This is a genomic window from Streptosporangium album (genome assembly GCF_014203795.1).
Lineage (GTDB): Bacteria > Actinomycetota > Actinomycetes > Streptosporangiales > Streptosporangiaceae > Streptosporangium > Streptosporangium album.
Genome location: NZ_JACHJU010000002.1, coordinates 388,869 through 404,694, shown reverse-complemented (window position 1 = coordinate 404,694; position 15,826 = coordinate 388,869). Strand labels below are relative to the sequence as shown.

General features: G+C 68.6%; 12 protein-coding genes and 1 pseudogene. 4 read left to right on the top strand and 9 right to left on the bottom strand.

Going from position 1 to position 15,826, the window contains the following annotated elements; genetic code table 11:
* Positions 1-89 precede the first annotated feature (89 nt).
* The 5 genes from FHR32_RS25505 to dnaG form a co-directional block, all read right to left on the bottom strand.
* Positions 90-1,430 (bottom strand): sensor histidine kinase, encoded by a 1,341-nt coding sequence (locus tag FHR32_RS25505; protein ID WP_184757037.1) that lies wholly within the window; start codon positions 1,428-1,430, stop codon positions 90-92.
* A gap of 2 nt (positions 1,431-1,432) precedes the next feature.
* A complete protein-coding gene (locus FHR32_RS25500; protein ID WP_184757036.1) occupies positions 1,433-2,113 on the bottom strand; it encodes a response regulator transcription factor in 681 nt (226 codons plus the stop codon).
* A gap of 87 nt (positions 2,114-2,200) precedes the next feature.
* Positions 2,201-3,403: an iron uptake transporter deferrochelatase/peroxidase subunit gene (gene efeB / locus FHR32_RS25495; RefSeq protein WP_184757035.1), complete on the bottom strand. Its 1,203-nt coding sequence runs from the start codon at positions 3,401-3,403 to the stop codon at positions 2,201-2,203.
* Between the two features lie 305 nt (positions 3,404-3,708).
* Entirely contained in the window at positions 3,709-4,812 is a 1,104-nt protein-coding gene (gene rpoD / locus FHR32_RS25490; RefSeq protein ID WP_376773382.1) for an RNA polymerase sigma factor RpoD, read from the bottom strand.
* A 185-nt stretch (positions 4,813-4,997) separates the two neighbouring features.
* On the bottom strand, positions 4,998-6,848 hold the full coding sequence (gene dnaG / locus FHR32_RS25485) for a DNA primase (protein WP_184757034.1): 1,851 nt from the start codon (positions 6,846-6,848) through the stop codon (positions 4,998-5,000).
* A gap of 337 nt (positions 6,849-7,185) precedes the next feature.
* Between dnaG and FHR32_RS25480 the strand changes: the two genes are divergently transcribed.
* The gene (locus FHR32_RS25480; protein WP_312882697.1) at positions 7,186-7,848 is read left to right on the top strand and encodes a M23 family metallopeptidase; all 663 of its coding nucleotides are present in this window, start codon (positions 7,186-7,188) and stop codon (positions 7,846-7,848) included.
* Between the two features lie 35 nt (positions 7,849-7,883).
* Here FHR32_RS25480 and FHR32_RS25475 read toward each other — a convergent pair whose 3' ends face one another.
* Together FHR32_RS25475 and ppdK are read right to left on the bottom strand one after the other, a co-directional pair.
* Positions 7,884-9,116: a deoxyguanosinetriphosphate triphosphohydrolase gene (locus FHR32_RS25475; protein WP_184757816.1), complete on the bottom strand. Its 1,233-nt coding sequence runs from the start codon at positions 9,114-9,116 to the stop codon at positions 7,884-7,886.
* A gap of 147 nt (positions 9,117-9,263) precedes the next feature.
* A complete protein-coding gene (gene ppdK, locus FHR32_RS25470; protein ID WP_184757032.1) occupies positions 9,264-11,906 on the bottom strand; it encodes a pyruvate, phosphate dikinase in 2,643 nt (880 codons plus the stop codon).
* Positions 11,907-12,363: 457 nt separating this feature from the next.
* Between ppdK and FHR32_RS25465 the strand changes: the two genes are divergently transcribed.
* Complete coding sequence (locus tag FHR32_RS25465; RefSeq protein WP_184757031.1) at positions 12,364-12,930, top strand: septum formation family protein; 567 nt, start codon at positions 12,364-12,366, stop codon at positions 12,928-12,930.
* 55 nt (positions 12,931-12,985) lie between these two features.
* Here FHR32_RS25465 and FHR32_RS25460 read toward each other — a convergent pair whose 3' ends face one another.
* Both FHR32_RS25460 and FHR32_RS25455 read right to left on the bottom strand, forming a co-directional pair.
* Positions 12,986-14,371 carry a glycine--tRNA ligase gene (locus tag FHR32_RS25460; RefSeq protein ID WP_184757030.1) on the bottom strand — a complete coding sequence of 462 codons (1,386 nt, stop codon included), beginning with the start codon at positions 14,369-14,371 and terminating at the stop codon, positions 12,986-12,988.
* A gap of 120 nt (positions 14,372-14,491) precedes the next feature.
* Positions 14,492-14,770, bottom strand: coding sequence for an antibiotic biosynthesis monooxygenase family protein (locus FHR32_RS25455; protein WP_184757029.1), 279 nt, complete (start codon positions 14,768-14,770; stop codon positions 14,492-14,494).
* Between the two features lie 169 nt (positions 14,771-14,939).
* Here FHR32_RS25455 and FHR32_RS25450 point away from each other — a divergent pair, with 169 nt between their 5' ends.
* Both FHR32_RS25450 and FHR32_RS25445 read left to right on the top strand, forming a co-directional pair.
* Positions 14,940-15,332 carry a DUF6703 family protein gene (locus FHR32_RS25450; RefSeq protein ID WP_184757028.1) on the top strand — a complete coding sequence of 131 codons (393 nt, stop codon included), beginning with the start codon at positions 14,940-14,942 and terminating at the stop codon, positions 15,330-15,332.
* A 131-nt stretch (positions 15,333-15,463) separates the two neighbouring features.
* A pseudogene (locus FHR32_RS25445) lies at positions 15,464-15,711 on the top strand (formate dehydrogenase accessory sulfurtransferase FdhD); the annotation flags it as partial.
* Positions 15,712-15,826: the final 115 nt, after the last annotated feature.

Here is a 15,826-nt window from a genome sequence, read left to right as displayed (position 1 = left end):
CAGCCGGGCAGGACCTCAGGCGACACGACCGGGAACGGGAATCGGCAGGTTGTCAACGGCCATGGGCCCTCCTGAGGGGAAGCCGGACGTCACCCGGCACGCCGGGGGAGCCTGACGCGGAACAGAGCACCACCGCCCGGCGAGTCCGCCACCTCCACCCGGGCATGGTGTCTACGGGCGATCTCCGCCACGATGGCGAGGCCGAGGCCCGCCCCGCCCGCTTCGCGGTCCCTGGCCATGTCCACCCGGACGAACCGATCGAAGATACGGTCCCGATCCGCCTCCGGCACGCCGGGACCGTCATCAGCCACCTCCACGACCGCCATGTCCCCGTCGAGCCGCACCACCAGCGTCACCATGGTGCGGGTGTGCCGGACAGCGTTGTCCACCAGGTTGCGGACCATCCGGACGAGCGCCTGACGGTCTCCGGTGACCTTGACCGGTTCCAGACGGGCCTGTACCAGGAGCGTGCTCATACGGCGGAGCCTCGTCCGTTCCTCGGCGACGACGTCGTCCAGATCGATCTCCTCGCGTGGCGTCCCAGGCCGTCGCTCATCCGCACGGGCAAGCAACAGCAGGTCGTCTACCAGATCGCGCAGCCGTACCGCCTCGATCTGCATCATCCGCAGGGTCTCCGGTTCGGTATGCCAGCCGTCCTGCTCGGCGATTTCGAGGCCGCCCAGCACGCTGGTCAGGGGGCTGCGCAGCTCGTGGCTGGCATCAGCGACAAACCGCCGCTGAGCGGCCTGGGCCGATTCCAACCTGGCCAGCATCTGGTTCATCGTGACAGCCAGGCCCGCGACCTCGTCCCGTGTCCCGGTGACCGGTACTCGAGCGGACAGGTCGCCGTCCCCGATCGAGGCGACCTGCCGCCGGATTCCCTCGACGGGTGCCAGCGCCCGGCCCGACAACCGGTAGGTGAGCCCGCCGACGAACAACAGCGACACCGGCACAGCCAGGGCCAGCAGGCCAAGGGCCGTCCAGGTGGTGAGGTCGACGGACTGGAGCGAATCGGCGACGATCACCGTGTAGGAGGCGCCGGCGACGTCGACGCGCTCGGCCGCCATGAGCATGCCTCCGGTCTGCTCGACGACGGTCCGTCCCTCGGCCGAGGGACGCAGGCGAGTGAAGGGCGCCTCATCGGGGAATCCCCAGATGACTTTGCCCTGCGCGTCGACGATCTGCGCGACGCCCGTGCTCCGGCGCAGCGTCCACGTCACTTCCTTGAGGTCCCCCTCGTCGGACTGGCGCGCCTTGCTCGCGAGATCTCTCACCCCGGTGGTCAGGGTGTCGGCCGTCGAATCCACCAGCATCCGCCGCAGGACGAACACCCCGCCGATCGCCTCCAGCACCAGGACCACGGCGGTGACCAGCACGGCCACCCGCGTCGTCCGCCAGCGCACCCCTGCGCCGCCCCCGATCCGGGACACTGTCACCCTCCGGCCGGGTCAAGCGCGTATCCCACCGTACGGACGGTCCGGATGGCACATCTACCGAAGGGTTCATCGAGCTTCCTGCGCAGGTAACGCACGTAAACCTCGACCACGTTGTCGCCGCCCTCGTAGTCGGCGTCCCAGACTCCGGCCAGAATGTCGCTCTTGGCGACGGCCTCCCCCTTGCGCCGCATGAGAAACTCCAGCACCTCATACTCCCTCGGGGTGAGACCGACCTCCACATCTCCTCGGGCGACCCTGCGCAGGGCCGGATCGACCGTCAGATCCCCCGCGGTCATGATGACGGGCCGTTCGTGCCCACCGCGCCGTGCCAGCGCCCGCAGCCTGGCCACCAGCACCACAAAGGAGAAAGGTTTGGTCAGGTAGTCATCAGCGCCAAGGTCGAAGGCGTCGGCCTCGTCGTACTCTCCATCCTTCGCGGTGAGCATCAGCACCGGCGTCCAGATCCGCCGTTCCCGCATGCCACGGACCACGTTGTAACCGCTGAGCCCCGGCAGCATGATGTCAAGGATGATCACGTCGTAGTGGTCGTTCTCGACCGCCGCACGCAGTCCCTGGATTCCGTCGGCACGGACGTCAACGGCGACGTGGTGAACGGCGAGCCCCCGGCGCACGATGTCGACGATCCTGGGCTCGTCCTCGACCAACAGAACCCGCATCCTATTTACCCCCAATTATCCTTTTTAGGATGCCGAGGAGGATGTAAAGACGCCCTAAAGCCGTCCTGGCCGCCGACGGACGCACAGTCAGGCCAGGAGCGTCTCACCCCAGAACGAGCCCGGCCGTACCCCTCCCGGACATGCGAAGATGCCGGAGCCGACATGCTGGATGTATTCGTTAAGCGCGTCCTTCGCCGCCAGAGCCCGCTGGATCGGGATGAACCCCTTCTCGGGGTCGCGCTGGTAGGCCAGGAAGAACAGGCCCGCGTCCAGCCGCCCCAGGCCGTCGCTGCCGTCGGTGAAGGAGTAGCCCCGGCGCAGGATGGTCACCCCGCTCAGGGCGGCCGGGTTGGCCAGCCGCACGTGGGCGTCAACCGGCATCTTGTCCAGGACCACGGGATCATGCTCGCGCGCGCCTCCGTACGGGGCCCCCTCGCGCTTGGTCCGGCCGAAGACGTCCTCCTGTTCCTTCAGCGAACTCCGGTCCCAGGTCTCGACGTGCATCCTGATCCGCCTGGCCACCAGATAGGAGCCTCCGCGCATCCACTCGGGCCCCTCGGCCCCCACCCAGACGTGCTCGTCCAGCTTCCTGCCGTCGGTGCCGGCGATGTTGTTGGTGCCGTCCTTGAAGCCCATCAGGTTGCGCGGGGTCTGCGCGTCCGGCGTGGTCGAGGACGTCTTGCCGAAGCCGAGCTGGGACCACCGGATGGAGGCCGTGCCGAAGCCGATGCGCACCAGGTTCCGTACGGCGTGCACCGCCACCTGGGGGTCGTCGGCACACGCCTGCACGCAGAGGTCGCCACCGCTGCGGGCCGGGTCGAGCTTGTCCGCGGGGAAGTGCGGCAGTTCCTTGAGCAGGTCCGGCCTGGGCAGCTTGAGCTTGTCGAAGAACGAAGGGCCGAAGCCCACGGTCAGCGTGAGCCGTGAGGCGGGCAGGCCGATGGCCTCGCCGGTGTCGTCCGGCGGGGCGAGCTCCGTGCCCGTGGCCCCACCTCCGATCTCCTGCGCCGCGGTCATCCGGGCGGCCGCGGCGGTCCACGCCTTCAGCATCGCCACCACCTCCTCGCGGGAGTCGGTGCTCAGGTCGAAGGCGGCGAAGTGCAGCCGGTCCTGGACCGGCGTGGCGATACCGGCCTGGTGGGGGCCGTAGAACGGGACCACGACGCCCGCGGGGTCAGGCCGGGCCGGTTCCGGCTGTCGTACCAGACCGGCTCCCGCGACCGCGGCGGCGCCGGCGCCCACGGCGAGGCCGGCCCCGGTCAGGAGCCTGCGTCGGCTGAGATCAGGCATGTCTTCCCTTTCCGGAAGGATCAGCTCGCGGCGACGGCGGCGAGACCTTCACCGGCCGGACCGCGGGCGGTGCGTGCGGCGGCGGCGAGAAGACCATGGGCGGTGACGGGGCGGAGATTGGAGGGCAAGGAGGCTCCCGATAGTCAGTTAGGCGTCCCTAACTTAGCTTCCCCTTACCTCGTATTGCCAATCCAGGGGCATCCAGAGCGATGTGACAAGCACCACCTCCGGCCGCCGGGGAACCTGACCGGAGAACGGCGAAGGCCCCCGGGAACAGAACCAGGGGGCCTTCGCCGTACGGAATCTCAGTCGAGATAGTCGCGGAGCATCTGCGCTCGGGTCGGATGGCGGAGTTTGGCCAGGGTCTTGGACTCGATCTGCCGGATGCGCTCCCTCGTCACGCCGAACTCCCGGCCGACCTCCTCCAGTGTCCGGGGATGACCGTCGGCGAGACCGAAGCGCAGCTGGATGATGCGCTGCTCACGATCGGACAGCGTCGCGAGGATGTCGTCGAGCTGGTCCTGCAGCATGATGAAGGCCGCGGCCTCCATCGGCACGACCGCGTCCGCGTCCTCGATGAAGTCGCCGAGGTCGGAATCCTCCTCACCGATCGGCGACTGCAGCGAGACGGGCTCCTGGGCGATGCGCTGGATCTCGACCACCCGGTCGATCGGGAGGTCCATCTCCAGTGCGATCTCCTCGGGCATCGGCTCGCGCCCGAGATCCTGGTGGAGCTGGCGCTGCACCCGGACCAACTTATTGATCGTCTCGACCATGTGCACCGGAATACGTATGGTGCGCGCCTGGTCGGCGATCGCCCGCGTGATCGCCTGACGAATCCACCACGTGGCATACGTGGAGAACTTGTATCCCTTGGTGTAGTCGAATTTCTCAACCGCCCGGATGAGCCCGAGGTTGCCCTCCTGGATCAGATCCAGGAACAGCATCCCGCGCCCCACATATCTTTTGGCGATCGATACGACGAGCCGCAGATTGGCCTCGATCAGCCGCTGCTTGGCCCGCGTGCCCTGCCAGACCAGTTCCTTGAACTCCGGAAAGGCCAGCCGCGAGACGACGCTCGTCAGCTTGTCCTCGGCGAACAGTCCCGCCTCGATGGACTTGGCGAGCTCCACCTCCTCCTCGGCCGTGAGCAGGGGCACCCGCCCGATCTCCCGCAGGTAGATGCGGACCAGATCGCTGGTCGGAGCCCTTTTACCGACATCCTCCTCATCGGAGCGGGTGGTCTCCTCGTCGCCCTGGGGCTCGAGGACCTCCACTCCGTGCTCGGCGAGCATGCGGACGACGCGTTCGAGCGCGTCCGACGGCAGCTCGGATCTGTCGAGAGCGGCGGCCACGTCGTCAACCGTGACGCTTCCGCGCTCTCTTCCTTTCGCAACGAGGTCGGCCACCTGGTCTACCGATGGCGGCCCACTTGGCAGCACCGATGCACCCACGGGACACAGTCTGCTGTATTGGGCCCCCAAAATGGCAGACCTATTTTTGTCACCGAAGGTAAGGCCCCGATCATTATCGAACCGAGACCTTATTAAGGTTTGGTCGAATCAGCGCATGGAAATTAAAGCCAATTACGCGATCAGCTTCCGGTGGCGCGTTCCTTCAGCACGCGCCGCTGCTGCTCCAGCGCGACCAACTCACCGAACAGCCGGTTGTAGGCCTGCTGCTCGTCGACCGGGTTGGTCCGCTGCATGCGTGACTTCAGCTGCTCGATCGCCCGGGTCACCGAGACGAGCTCCAGCGCGGCCAGCATGGCCGAGGCGTAGCGCTCCTCGCTCGCCACGTCCGCGCGCAGCTCCTCCACCGCGAACCGGGTGACCACCCCGCGCAACGCGTCGGTCACCCCGGACAGCAGCCGGTCGACCCATTCACGGCCGCCGTGCCCGGCCGCGGGGGTGCCTCCGGCCTCCATGACCAGCGTGTAGAGCGCGGCGTGCTCGGGCAGCGTGAAGGCCCCGGAGCCGATGGCGTCGAAGCCGGGCCCGATCAGCGCGGGGCGCTGCACGGCCAGCTTCAGCACCTCGGCCTCGATCCGCACGCCGGGATCGGTGAGATCGGCGACCTTCCGCGGCCCGGTGGGCCGCTGCGGGCGCGACTGGGGCGGGGCGGAGATCTCGGCGATCCGGCCCATGACGAACTGCTCGTTGTTGAAGCCCAGCCACCGGTCGAGGTCCACCCCGTAGAGCTGGCGGAGGGCCCGGTCCTTGATCGCGGCCACGATCGGCGCGGCGGCGTCCAGCGCCGACAGCCGGCCCTCGTTGGTGCTCACGTCGTAGCGGGAGATCACGCTGCGGATCGCGAAGGCGAACAGCGGCTCCCGGCTGGCGATCAGATCCCGTACGGCGGCTTCGCCCTGCTTCATACGCAGGTCGCACGGGTCGAGCCCGTCGGGCTGGACGGCCACGAAGGTCTGGGTGACGAACTTCTGCTCGTCGGCGAAGGCCCGCAGCGCCGCCTTCTGCCCCGCCGCGTCACCGTCGAAGGTGAAGATCACCTCGCCCTGCGACCCCGACTGGTCCAGCAGCAGCCGCCGCAGCACCTTGATGTGCTCCGCGCCGAACGCGGTGCCGCAGGTGGCCACAGCCGTCGGCAGGCCCGACAGATGACAGGCCATCACATCGGTGTAGCCCTCGACGATCACGGCCTGGGCACGCTTGGAGATCTCCCGTTTGGCCAGGTCGATGCCGTAGAGGACCTCGCTCTTCTTGTAGAGCGGGCTCTCGGGGGTGTTGAGGTATTTAGGACCGTCCTCGGCCTCGTTCAGCTTCCGCGCGCCGAAACCGATCACGTCCCCGGTGATGTCACGGATCGGCCAGACCAGCCGCCCCCGGAACCGGTCGATCGGGCCCCGCCGCCCCTCCTTGGCCAGGCCGCCCTTGATCAGCTCCGCGCTGGTGAACCCCCGGGCCATCAGGTGCCGCGAGAGCGCCTCCCACTCGGCGGGGGCGTAACCCACCCCGAAGTGCTCGGCGTCGGCCCGCTCGAACCCGCGCTCCGACAGGAACTTGCGCCCGATCGCGGCGTCCGGCCCGGCCAGCTTCGAAGCGTAGAACTCCGCCGCCGCCCGGTGCGCCTCGATCAGCCGGCTCCGCTCGCCCTGCTCCCGGCCGGGGACGTAACCGCCCTGCTCGTAGCGGAGCTGGATGCCGGCCCGGTTCGCCAGGCGCTCCACGGCCTCCCCGAACGACAGGTGCTCCAGCCGCCGGACGAAGGTGATGACGTCGCCGCCCTCGGCACAGCCGAAGCAGTACCAGTATCCGCGGGTGGGGGTGACGTTGAAGGACGGGCTCTTCTCGTCATGGAAGGGGCAGAGCCCCTTCAGGTTTCCGCCGCCCGCGTTGCGGAGCTGGATGTGCTCACCCACGATGTCGGCGATCGGCGAGCGCTCCCGCACGAGCGCGATGTCCTCGTCACTGATCCGGCCTGCCACGCCGTGAGTCTAGTCCGGCCCCCCGGCAGCTCGGAGCCGGACGACGGAGGCGACTTTCGGGAACAGGTCGTGACCAATCGGAAGGTCCGTTACAAAGGTAAAGGCGGATTCTCGATAAGTTACCTGGGTGGAGATCATGCGATCGGGGCATATAGCACGATTGACCGCCGTGACCGGCGCGGTGCTCGTCACGGGGGCCTGTGCGTCACCCGGCGGCGTGGCAGGCGTCGGCACCCTGCCTCCGGCCTCTGCGGCCGAAGTCGTCGCGGCACCTGGCGCGGTGACCGCGACGATTCCATCGCCGACGCGGACGTCCGTCCCAAAGGTGCCGATAGTGGTGAAACGCCCCAAGGCCGACGATCCGGTGCAGGTGCCGCCGCCGAAGGTGTCCGACTACACCTATGTCTTCCCCGTGAAGAACTGCAGGGTGACCTACGAGAGCAGGCTGCTGGTCCTGCCCAAGACGACGATCTGGGCGGGCAGGGGATGCTCGTTCGTCTCTCCGGTGAACGGCGTGGTCGACGAGGTCAACACCAAGAACCAGTGGAAGCCCTCCACCGATCGGGGCGCCGATCGCGAGGGCCGGTTCGTCACGGTCATCGGGGACGACGGCGTGCGCTACCTCGGCGGGCACCTGGACAGAGTCACCCCCGGGATCGCACCGGGGACACGGGTCAGCGCGGGCCAGCTTCTCGGCCAGGTCGGCAACTCGGGCAACGCCCGCTCCACCGCCAGCAACCTCTACTTCGCGATCTCCTGGAAGACCTCCCCCTCGCTCTGGTGGGTACGGCGCGGCATGGTCAAGCCGTGGAACTACCTGGACGCCTGGCTGAACGGCAACCGCACGCTCTCCCCCAAGGACGAGATGCGGAGCGTGATGAACCAGACGGGGGCGGCGCCCAAGTGCGTGACCCTGTGCGCTTCCAAACCGGGCGCCAAGCCCAAGCCCACGGAGAAGCCCCCGAAGCCCGACGACGAGCACATCACGGTGGGCGGTTAGCACCAGCGGGCGGTCGGCCGCCCGCCCCGGCGGGGTCAACGTCCGGTCAGGTGCCTCTGCCAGGTGACCGCGGAGGTGTCGGTGAGCGAGGCGATCTGGTCGACGACCACACGCAGCCGCGCGGCGTCGCTCCCGGCCCTGACGAACAAGGGCCGGAGCGCGGGCTCCAGAGTGCCGGGCGCGCCCAGCATGATCAGGTGGGCCAGGTCGTGGATGAGCTCGCGCTGCCTGGCCTGGTTGGCGTTGTGTGCGTCCCGGGTCATCACGTAGTGGGCGGTGAGTCCCTTCAGCAGGGCGCACTCCAGCCGGATGGCCCTGGGCACGACCAGATCGGCGCTGTAGCGGCCGGCAGCCTGGCCGTGGGCCTCCTGGGTGGCCAGCTGCGCCGACCGGCAGAGACGGCCGATGAGCGAGCTGGTGAGACTTTTGATCGCGGCGAGATCGGTGAGCGAGCCGTCGAAGTGGCGGGGCCAGAGCGGCTGGGCGACCAGACGGCCGAAGATGTCCTCCAGCTCGCCGGGGTCGGCCTCCGGGACGTACCAGGCCCGGGTGGTCGCACAGACCTCCCTGCGCTCGGCGGGGTCGCGCAGGTTCTGCGGCACGACGGCGCCCGAGTGGACGGCGTCCTCCAGGTCGTGCACCGAGTAGGCGACATCGTCGGCCCAGTCCATGATCTGAGCCTCGAAGCTGACCCGTCCCTCCGGGGCGCCCTGCCTGATCCACGCGAAGACGGCCATGTCGTCGTCGTAGGCGCAGTATTTGGGGCTCCTCTCGCGGGTCCAGGGGTATTTGACCGCGGCGTCCAATGACGCGCGGGTGAGGTTGAGTCCGGCACTGCGGCCGTCCTCGGTGAGGACCTTGGCCTCCAGCCGGGTCAGCAGGCGCAGGCTCTGCGCGTTCCCCTCGAACCCGCCGCACCCGGCGGCGAGCTCGTTGAGCGCGGTCTCCCCGTTGTGCCCGAACGGCGGATGCCCGAGGTCATGGGCCAGACAGGCGGTCTCCATCAGATCGGGGTCGCGGCCGAGCGACTGACCCATCTCCCTGCCTATCTGGGCGCACTCCAGCGAGTGGGTCAGCCGGGTACGCGGCATGTGCTGCCCGCTGCCGAGGGTCTCCCCCGGCCCGACCACCTGGGTCTTGGCGGCGAGCCGCCGTAGCCCCGCGCTGTGCAGCACCCGCGCCCGGTCCCGCTCGAACGGGCCTCTCTCCAGGTTGCCGGGAGATTCCGGTACCCATCTCGCCTGATCGTGCTCGTCATAACCGTGCATAAGTGCAGTGATTTTATCCATGAAAGCGACACCCCATACCTAACGGCGGGGAAACACCTGGTGGCCGCTGACCTGCGGTCATCGGGCACAGCCCGCCTCCGGGGCACCCGCCGCCTGCGCGTGGAAGGCGCCCCGGGGGGAGAGAGGTCAACGGGTGCCGGAGTCCCCCGCCGCCAGGGCCGCCCGGCCGGCCTCCAGCCGGGCGACCGGGATGCGGAACGGCGAGCACGACACGTAGTCCAGCCCGACCTCGTGGCAGAAGTGGATGGAGTCGGGGTCACCGCCGTGCTCGCCGCAGATGCCGAGCTTGAGGTCGGGACGGGTCGCGCGGCCCTCCTCGGCGGCGATCCGGACGAGCCGGCCGACACCGTCGCGGTCCAGGGACTCGAACGGGGAGACCCCGAAGACGCCCAGGTCCAGATACTTGGAGAAGAACGCGGCCTCGACGTCGTCGCGGGAGAAGCCCCAGGTCATCTGGGTCAGGTCGTTGGTACCGAAGGAGAAGAACTCGGCGGCCTCCGCGATCTGCCCGGCGGTCAGCGCCGCGCGCGGCACTTCGATCATGGTGCCGACCAGCGCTCCGACTCCCACCTCGGTGAGGATCGCCCGCGCCTCGTCCCTGACGCTCTCCAGTTCCTGGACTGCGGCGACGAGCGGAATCATGATCTCCGCGCGGGTCCCCGGGACGGCCTTGGCCGCCTCGGCGATCGCCCGGACCTGCATGGCGAACAGGCCGGGGATGACCAGACCGAGCCGTACCCCGCGCAGGCCCAGCATCGGGTTCTGCTCGTGCAGGCGCTTGACGGCGGCGAGCAGCCTGCGGTCCTTGTCGTCGGCCTGCTCCCCGGCGAGGGCGACCTTGACCGACAGGTCGGTGAAGTCGGGCAGAAACTCGTGCAACGGCGGGTCGATCAGGCGGATCGTGACGGGCAGTCCCTCCATCGCCTGGAAGATCTCGGTGAAGTCCGCCTTCTGCAGCGGCTGCAGCGCGGCCAGCGCCCGCTCCCGCTCCTCGGGCGAGACGGCCAGGACCAGGTCCTCGACGAGCCGGCGGCGGTCTCCGAGGAACATGTGCTCGGTACGGCACAGCCCGATCCCCCGGGCCCCGAAACGGCGGGCGCGGGCGGCGTCCTCGGCGTTGTCGGCGTTGGCCCGCACGTCCAGCCGCCGGGACGCGTCGGCGTGGCCCATGAGACGGTGCACCGCCTGGACGAGCTCGTCGCCGGTGTCGCCCGTGCCCTCGAAGTACTCCACGACCGGGGAGGCGACCACGGACACCTCGCCCAGGTAGACGGCGCCGCTGGAGCCGTCGATGGAGATGACGTCTCCTTCGGAGACCACGACGCCGCCGGGTGCGGTGAACCTGCGCTCGTCGGCGGAGACCTCCAGTTCCTCAGCACCGCAGACGCAGGTCTTGCCCATGCCCCGGGCGACCACCGCGGCGTGCGAGGTCTTGCCGCCGCGGCTCGTCAGGACGCCCTGAGCGGCGATCATGCCGGACAGGTCGTCCGGATTGGTCTCGTGCCGGACCAGGATGACGGCCTCACCCCGGGCCGCGAGCTCGACCGCCCGTTCGGAGGAGAAGACGGCCTTGCCGACCGCCGCCCCCGGGGAGGCGTTCATCCCGGTGGTGATCTGTGTGCTCTCCGTGCCCTTGGCGAAGCGCGGGAACATCAACTGGGCGAGCTGGTCGCCGGTGACCCGGCTCACGGCCTCATCGAGGTCGATCAGGCCCTGGTCGACGAGCTGTACGGCGATGCGGAACGCGGCGCCCGCGGTCCGCTTGCCCACACGGGTCTGGAGCATCCAGAGCTTGCCCCGCTCGACGGTGAACTCGATGTCGCACAGGTCGCGGTAGTGGTTCTCCAGCTTCTCCATGATCTGCAGGAGCTCGTCGTAGACGGATTTGTCGATGCCCTCCAGCTCCTGCAGCGGCATGGTGTTGCGGATGCCCGCGACCACGTCCTCCCCCTGGGCGTTCTGCAGGTAGTCGCCGTAGACGCCCGGCTGCCCGGTGCCGGGGTCGCGGGTGAAGGCGACACCGGTACCGGAGTCCATGCCGCAGTTGCCGAAGACCATCGAGCAGACGTTGACCGCCGTACCGAGGTCGGCCGGGATGCGCTCCTGACGGCGGTAGAGGATGGCGCGCGGGGCGTTCCAGGAGTCGAAGACCGCCTTGACGGCCATGCTCATCTGCTGATGTGGGTCGGCGGGGAAGTCCTGTCCGGTCTGGGCACGGATGATGCCCTTGTAGGTCTCGACGAGCCGCTGGAAGTCGGCCGCCTCCAGGTCCAGGTCGTCGCGGCCGTTCTTGAGTTCCTCAAAGGCATCGTCGAACAGCGCGGCGTCGATGTCCTGGACGGTCTTGCCGAACATCTGGATGAGACGCCGGTAGGAGTCCCAGGCGAAGCGCTCGTTGCCGCCGGACTGCTTGGCCAGGCCGTGCACCGACTCGTCGTTCAGCCCGATGTTGAGAACGGTCTCCATCATGCCGGGCATGGAGAACTTCGCCCCGGACCGTACGCTGACCAGCAGCGGGTCGTCGGCCTGGCCCAGGCGACGCCCCATCCGCCGCTCCAGTGCGACCAGGTGGCCGGAGATCTCCTCGTCCAGGCCGTCGGGGAGCGCGCCGTCCTCCAGGAACCGGCGGCACGCGTCGGTGGTGATGGTGAAGCCGGGGGGCACCGGCAGTCCGAGATTGGTCATCTCCGCCAGGTTGGCGCCCTTACCTCCGAGTAGATCCTTAAGATCTTTATTGCCCTCGGTGAAGTCGTAAACGTACTTCGGCACGGTTGCTCCTTCTGCGACTTCAAACGACGCGTGGTTCGCCTCACTTCGGACTCTACCGACGAATAAGACGATAAAACATCACCCAACACAAGACGCTACGTTTGCGCACGTCAGGACCCACATAGCGGTCTAATCCAATTCAAATCGGCGCCAAATCAACCACCGTATCGGCCGTCCCTAGAATTGGTATAAACCAATTGGTATAAACCAATTATCCGGCATTCGGCCGCGTTCACCCGCGGTTCAGGCGGGGATGAGGAGCGCACGCCGGCCACCCCCGCCTTCCGTGAGCCTCGCGTTCCGCTGGCCCACCGGGGGGCGCTGTGGGATTGTCACCTTTGTGATGAATGTGGGGCCGGGAGAACAGCGGCCGTGGGTAAGTCCCGACCATCGGGAAGAGCCGTCGTGGACTCCGTATTCGCCGCCGGGACAGCGGCAACCGTGGCCGCCCTCCCCGGTGTTCCCACCCCTCGCGCCGCTGCCGCGCCGCCGGACGTTACCGGTCGTGCTGGCGGCCCTCGCCGGAGTGCTCGTCCTGGCCGTCCTGATCGGCGGCACCGTCGTCTTCGCCCGGCGCTTCGTCCCCGCGCCGCAGGAGGAGGGGACAGGGGGCGCGGACACGTCCTTCACCACCTCCGACCCCGCGCCGGGACAGACCGGGGAGCCGAGGGAGACCGCCTACATCAACGACGTCATGCCGGGCACGTGTGTGGACGACGTGTTCGATAAAACCGTGGGGGACGTGTTCCTGGCCGAGTGCACCGACGCGCACGAGGGCGAGGTGCTGGCCAGGTTCGACCTGCCCTCCGGCAGATGGCCGGGCCAGAAGAGAGTCGACAGCCTGGCCGAGGAGGGCTGCGACCGGCGCCTCGCCCCGCTGTTCGAGCGCAGCCCCATCAAGGACCGGCTGAGCTCGATGCCCGTCATTCCCGCCCGGGAGGACTGGCCGGGCGACCGCCTGGTGATCTGCGTCGCCGTCCACAAGGCCACGAGGTCACTCCTGTTCCGCGCGGTCAACCCCTGACAGACGGGTACGGCTCCCGCCTGTGTGGCGGGAGCCGTACCGGATCTGGTGACGATCAGTCGTTGAGATGCTGGCGGAAGTAGGACTCGACCTGGTCGAGGGCCACGCGCTCCTGGGCCATCGAGTCGCGCTCGCGGATGGTCACCGCGTGGTCGTCGAGGGTGTCGAAGTCGACGGTGACGCAGAACGGCGTGCCGATCTCGTCCTGGCGGCGGTAACGGCGGCCGATCGCGCCCGCGTCGTCGAACTCGACGTTCCACCGGCGACGGAGCTGGGCGGCCAGGTCCTTGGCCTTCGGCGACAGGTCGGCGTTGCGCGACAGCGGGAGCACCGCGACCTTGACGGGCGCGAGGCGGTGGTCGAGGCGCATGACCGTGCGCTTCTCCAGGACGCCCTTGGCGTTGGGCGCCTCATCCTCGGTGTAGGCGTCGAGCAGGAAGGTGAGCGTGGCGCGGTCGACACCGGCGGCCGGCTCGATCACGTAGGGGACGTAGCGCTCGCCGGTGTCCTGCTCGAAGAAGCTGAGGTCGGTGCCGGAGGCCTTGCCGTGCGCGGTCAGGTCGTAGTCGGTGCGGTTGGCGACACCCTCAAGCTCGCCCCACTCGCTGCCGGTGAAGTTGAAGCGGTATTCGATGTCGACGGTCCGCTTGGCGTAGTGGGACAGCTTCTCCTGCGGGTGCTCGTAGATGCGGAGGTTCTCCGGGTTGATACCCAGGTCGGTGTACCAGCCGAAGCGCTCGTCGATCCAGTACTGGTGCCACTCCTCGTCGGTGCCCGGCTTGACGAAGAACTCCATCTCCATCTGCTCGAACTCGCGGGTGCGGAAGATGAAGTTGCCCGGGGTGATCTCGTTGCGGAACGACTTGCCGATCTGGCCGATGCCGAACGGGATCTTCTTGCGTGCCGACTGCTGCACGTTGAGGTAGTTGATGAAGATGCCCTGGGCGGTCTCCGGCCGCAGGTAGGCCAGGCCGGACTCGTCCTCGACCGCGCCGAGGTAGGTCTTCAGCAGGCCGCTGAACTGCTTGGGCGCGGTGAAGGAGCCCTTGTTGCCGCAGTTGGGGCAGGTGATGTCGGCCAGGCCGTTCTCCGGCGCCTTGCCGTGCTTCTCCTCGTAGGCCTCTTCGAGGTGGTCGGCGCGGTAGCGCTTGTGACACGCCTGGCACTCGGTCAGCGGGTCGGTGAAGGTCTCGACGTGGCCACTGGCCTGCCACACCTCACGGGCCAGGATCACGGAGGAGTCAAGGCCGACCACATCGTCGCGGCCCTGCACCACGCTCTTCCACCACTGCCGCTTCACGTTGCTCTTGAGCTCCACACCCAGCGGACCGTAATCCCACGAGGCCCGCAGGCCGCCGTAGATCTCACTGGAGGGGTAGACAAGGCCACGTCGCTTGGCAAGGCTGACGATGGTGTCCATGATGTCCGTACGGCGTGCCATAAGGGAAAATCTCCATCCGGCTGGAGGTCGGCGAGGAATAGTGGAGTTCCCAGCTTAGGGGAGTCGGAAGGGAGCACAGGCGCGCATGGAGCATCACGCCCCCCTTGTCCCGAAAAGCCGTCAGGACCGGTCCACGTCCTCGAAGGCGCTCGGCTCGTTGATCATCAGCGTCATCAGCGGATACATCGCCATCCGCGCCGCCCCCAGCGCCCTCCGGTAGAAACCGGCCCCCTCCCACTCGCTGACCAGCGCCCACAGCGCCGGCTCGTCCACCGACCGGACCACCCGGCCGCGCACGTAACCGGGCTGCGCGGCGAGGGTGTCGACGATGTCGTGGGCCTGGGCCAGGAACTCCTCGGTCCTGCCGGAGGGCACCGAGTAGCGGATGAGAGCAAGCATCCGCCCAGCATGCCAGAGCCCTGCCGCCCCCTCACCCCTACGGAGCGGGAGATCCCGCCGCCCACACCCGCAACACACGCGAGCGCACCACCGCAAGCCGGAGAGGGCACTCGCTCCGCCGGGCGCCGAAGCGTGTCGCTCCGGACGTCCCGGTATTAGGCTCGGGCCTGTGGCCGACAAACGCAGCGAGCGTCCCGCACATCCTCTGGCTCGGCACCGGCCTCAGCAGCGGAGACAACGCCCACTCCCGCCCGGTGAGCAGTTCCTCACGCCGGGCGCGACCGGCCTGCGGCAGAAGGTCGAGCAGCGCAGCGCGGCCCCGCTGGTCTTCCTGTTCCAGCTCCCCCGGTGGATCGCCCCGGTCGCGCTCGTGATCCTGCTCCTGGTCGGCTTCGCGGTGCCGTCCTTCTGGGGCGGCCTCGCGGTGCTGCCGGTGCTGGGGTTCGTCGGCTGGCTCGCCTACATGTCGTGGCCGTCACTCGGCGTCCGGGGCCGCCTCCTGCGCATCGTCCTGCTCACCTTCCTGATCCTGCTCATCGCCGATCGTTTCGGGGCCTTCTAAGGTCGGGACCTTCTGGTCATGCCGTGGGAAGCAGCGTGTAGCCGGGGAAGTTGCCCGGCAGGCGTTCGGCGCCGGTCCCCTGGGTGACGGCCCGCACCAGCAGTTCGCCGCCGACGAACGCTCCCCGCCACGACCCGCTACTGGTGCCGCCAGAGGTGGTCGCCGCGCTGCCCGACCGGCTCCGCTCGGCGCAACGGGTGTTCGACCGGACCGGGGGCTTCACGCCGCCGGGATTCCCCTGCTCGCCGCCGTCTCGGCCCCCTCCTCGCTCGCGGTGGAGCTGGCCGCGGAGACGGGGCCGACGCTCATCGGGTTCGTCAGGGGCAACTCGATGAACGTCTACGCCGGGGAAGGAAGAATCGTCCCGAAGTCTCACTGAGCCCACCCCTCGGACGGCTCACCCCCGTGAACATCGATGCCGGGGAGCGGCGGCTCACCGGCGCGACGACGAGAGGTCGGTCGGCGGCTCGCCCCCTTCGCCGACCGACCTCGCC

Coding starts and splice junctions, on each gene's coding strand:
- FHR32_RS25500 (WP_184757036.1), bottom strand. CDS start 2,113: ATGCGGGTTCTGTTGGTCGAGGACGAGCCCAGGATCGTCGACATCGTG.
- efeB (WP_184757035.1), bottom strand. CDS start 3,403: ATGCCTGATCTCAGCCGACGCAGGCTCCTGACCGGGGCCGGCCTCGCC.
- FHR32_RS25475 (WP_184757816.1), bottom strand. CDS start 9,116: ATGCACGGTTATGACGAGCACGATCAGGCGAGATGGGTACCGGAATCT.
- FHR32_RS25460 (WP_184757030.1), bottom strand. CDS start 14,371: ATGGCACGCCGTACGGACATCATGGACACCATCGTCAGCCTTGCCAAG.
- FHR32_RS25455 (WP_184757029.1), bottom strand. CDS start 14,770: ATGCTTGCTCTCATCCGCTACTCGGTGCCCTCCGGCAGGACCGAGGAG.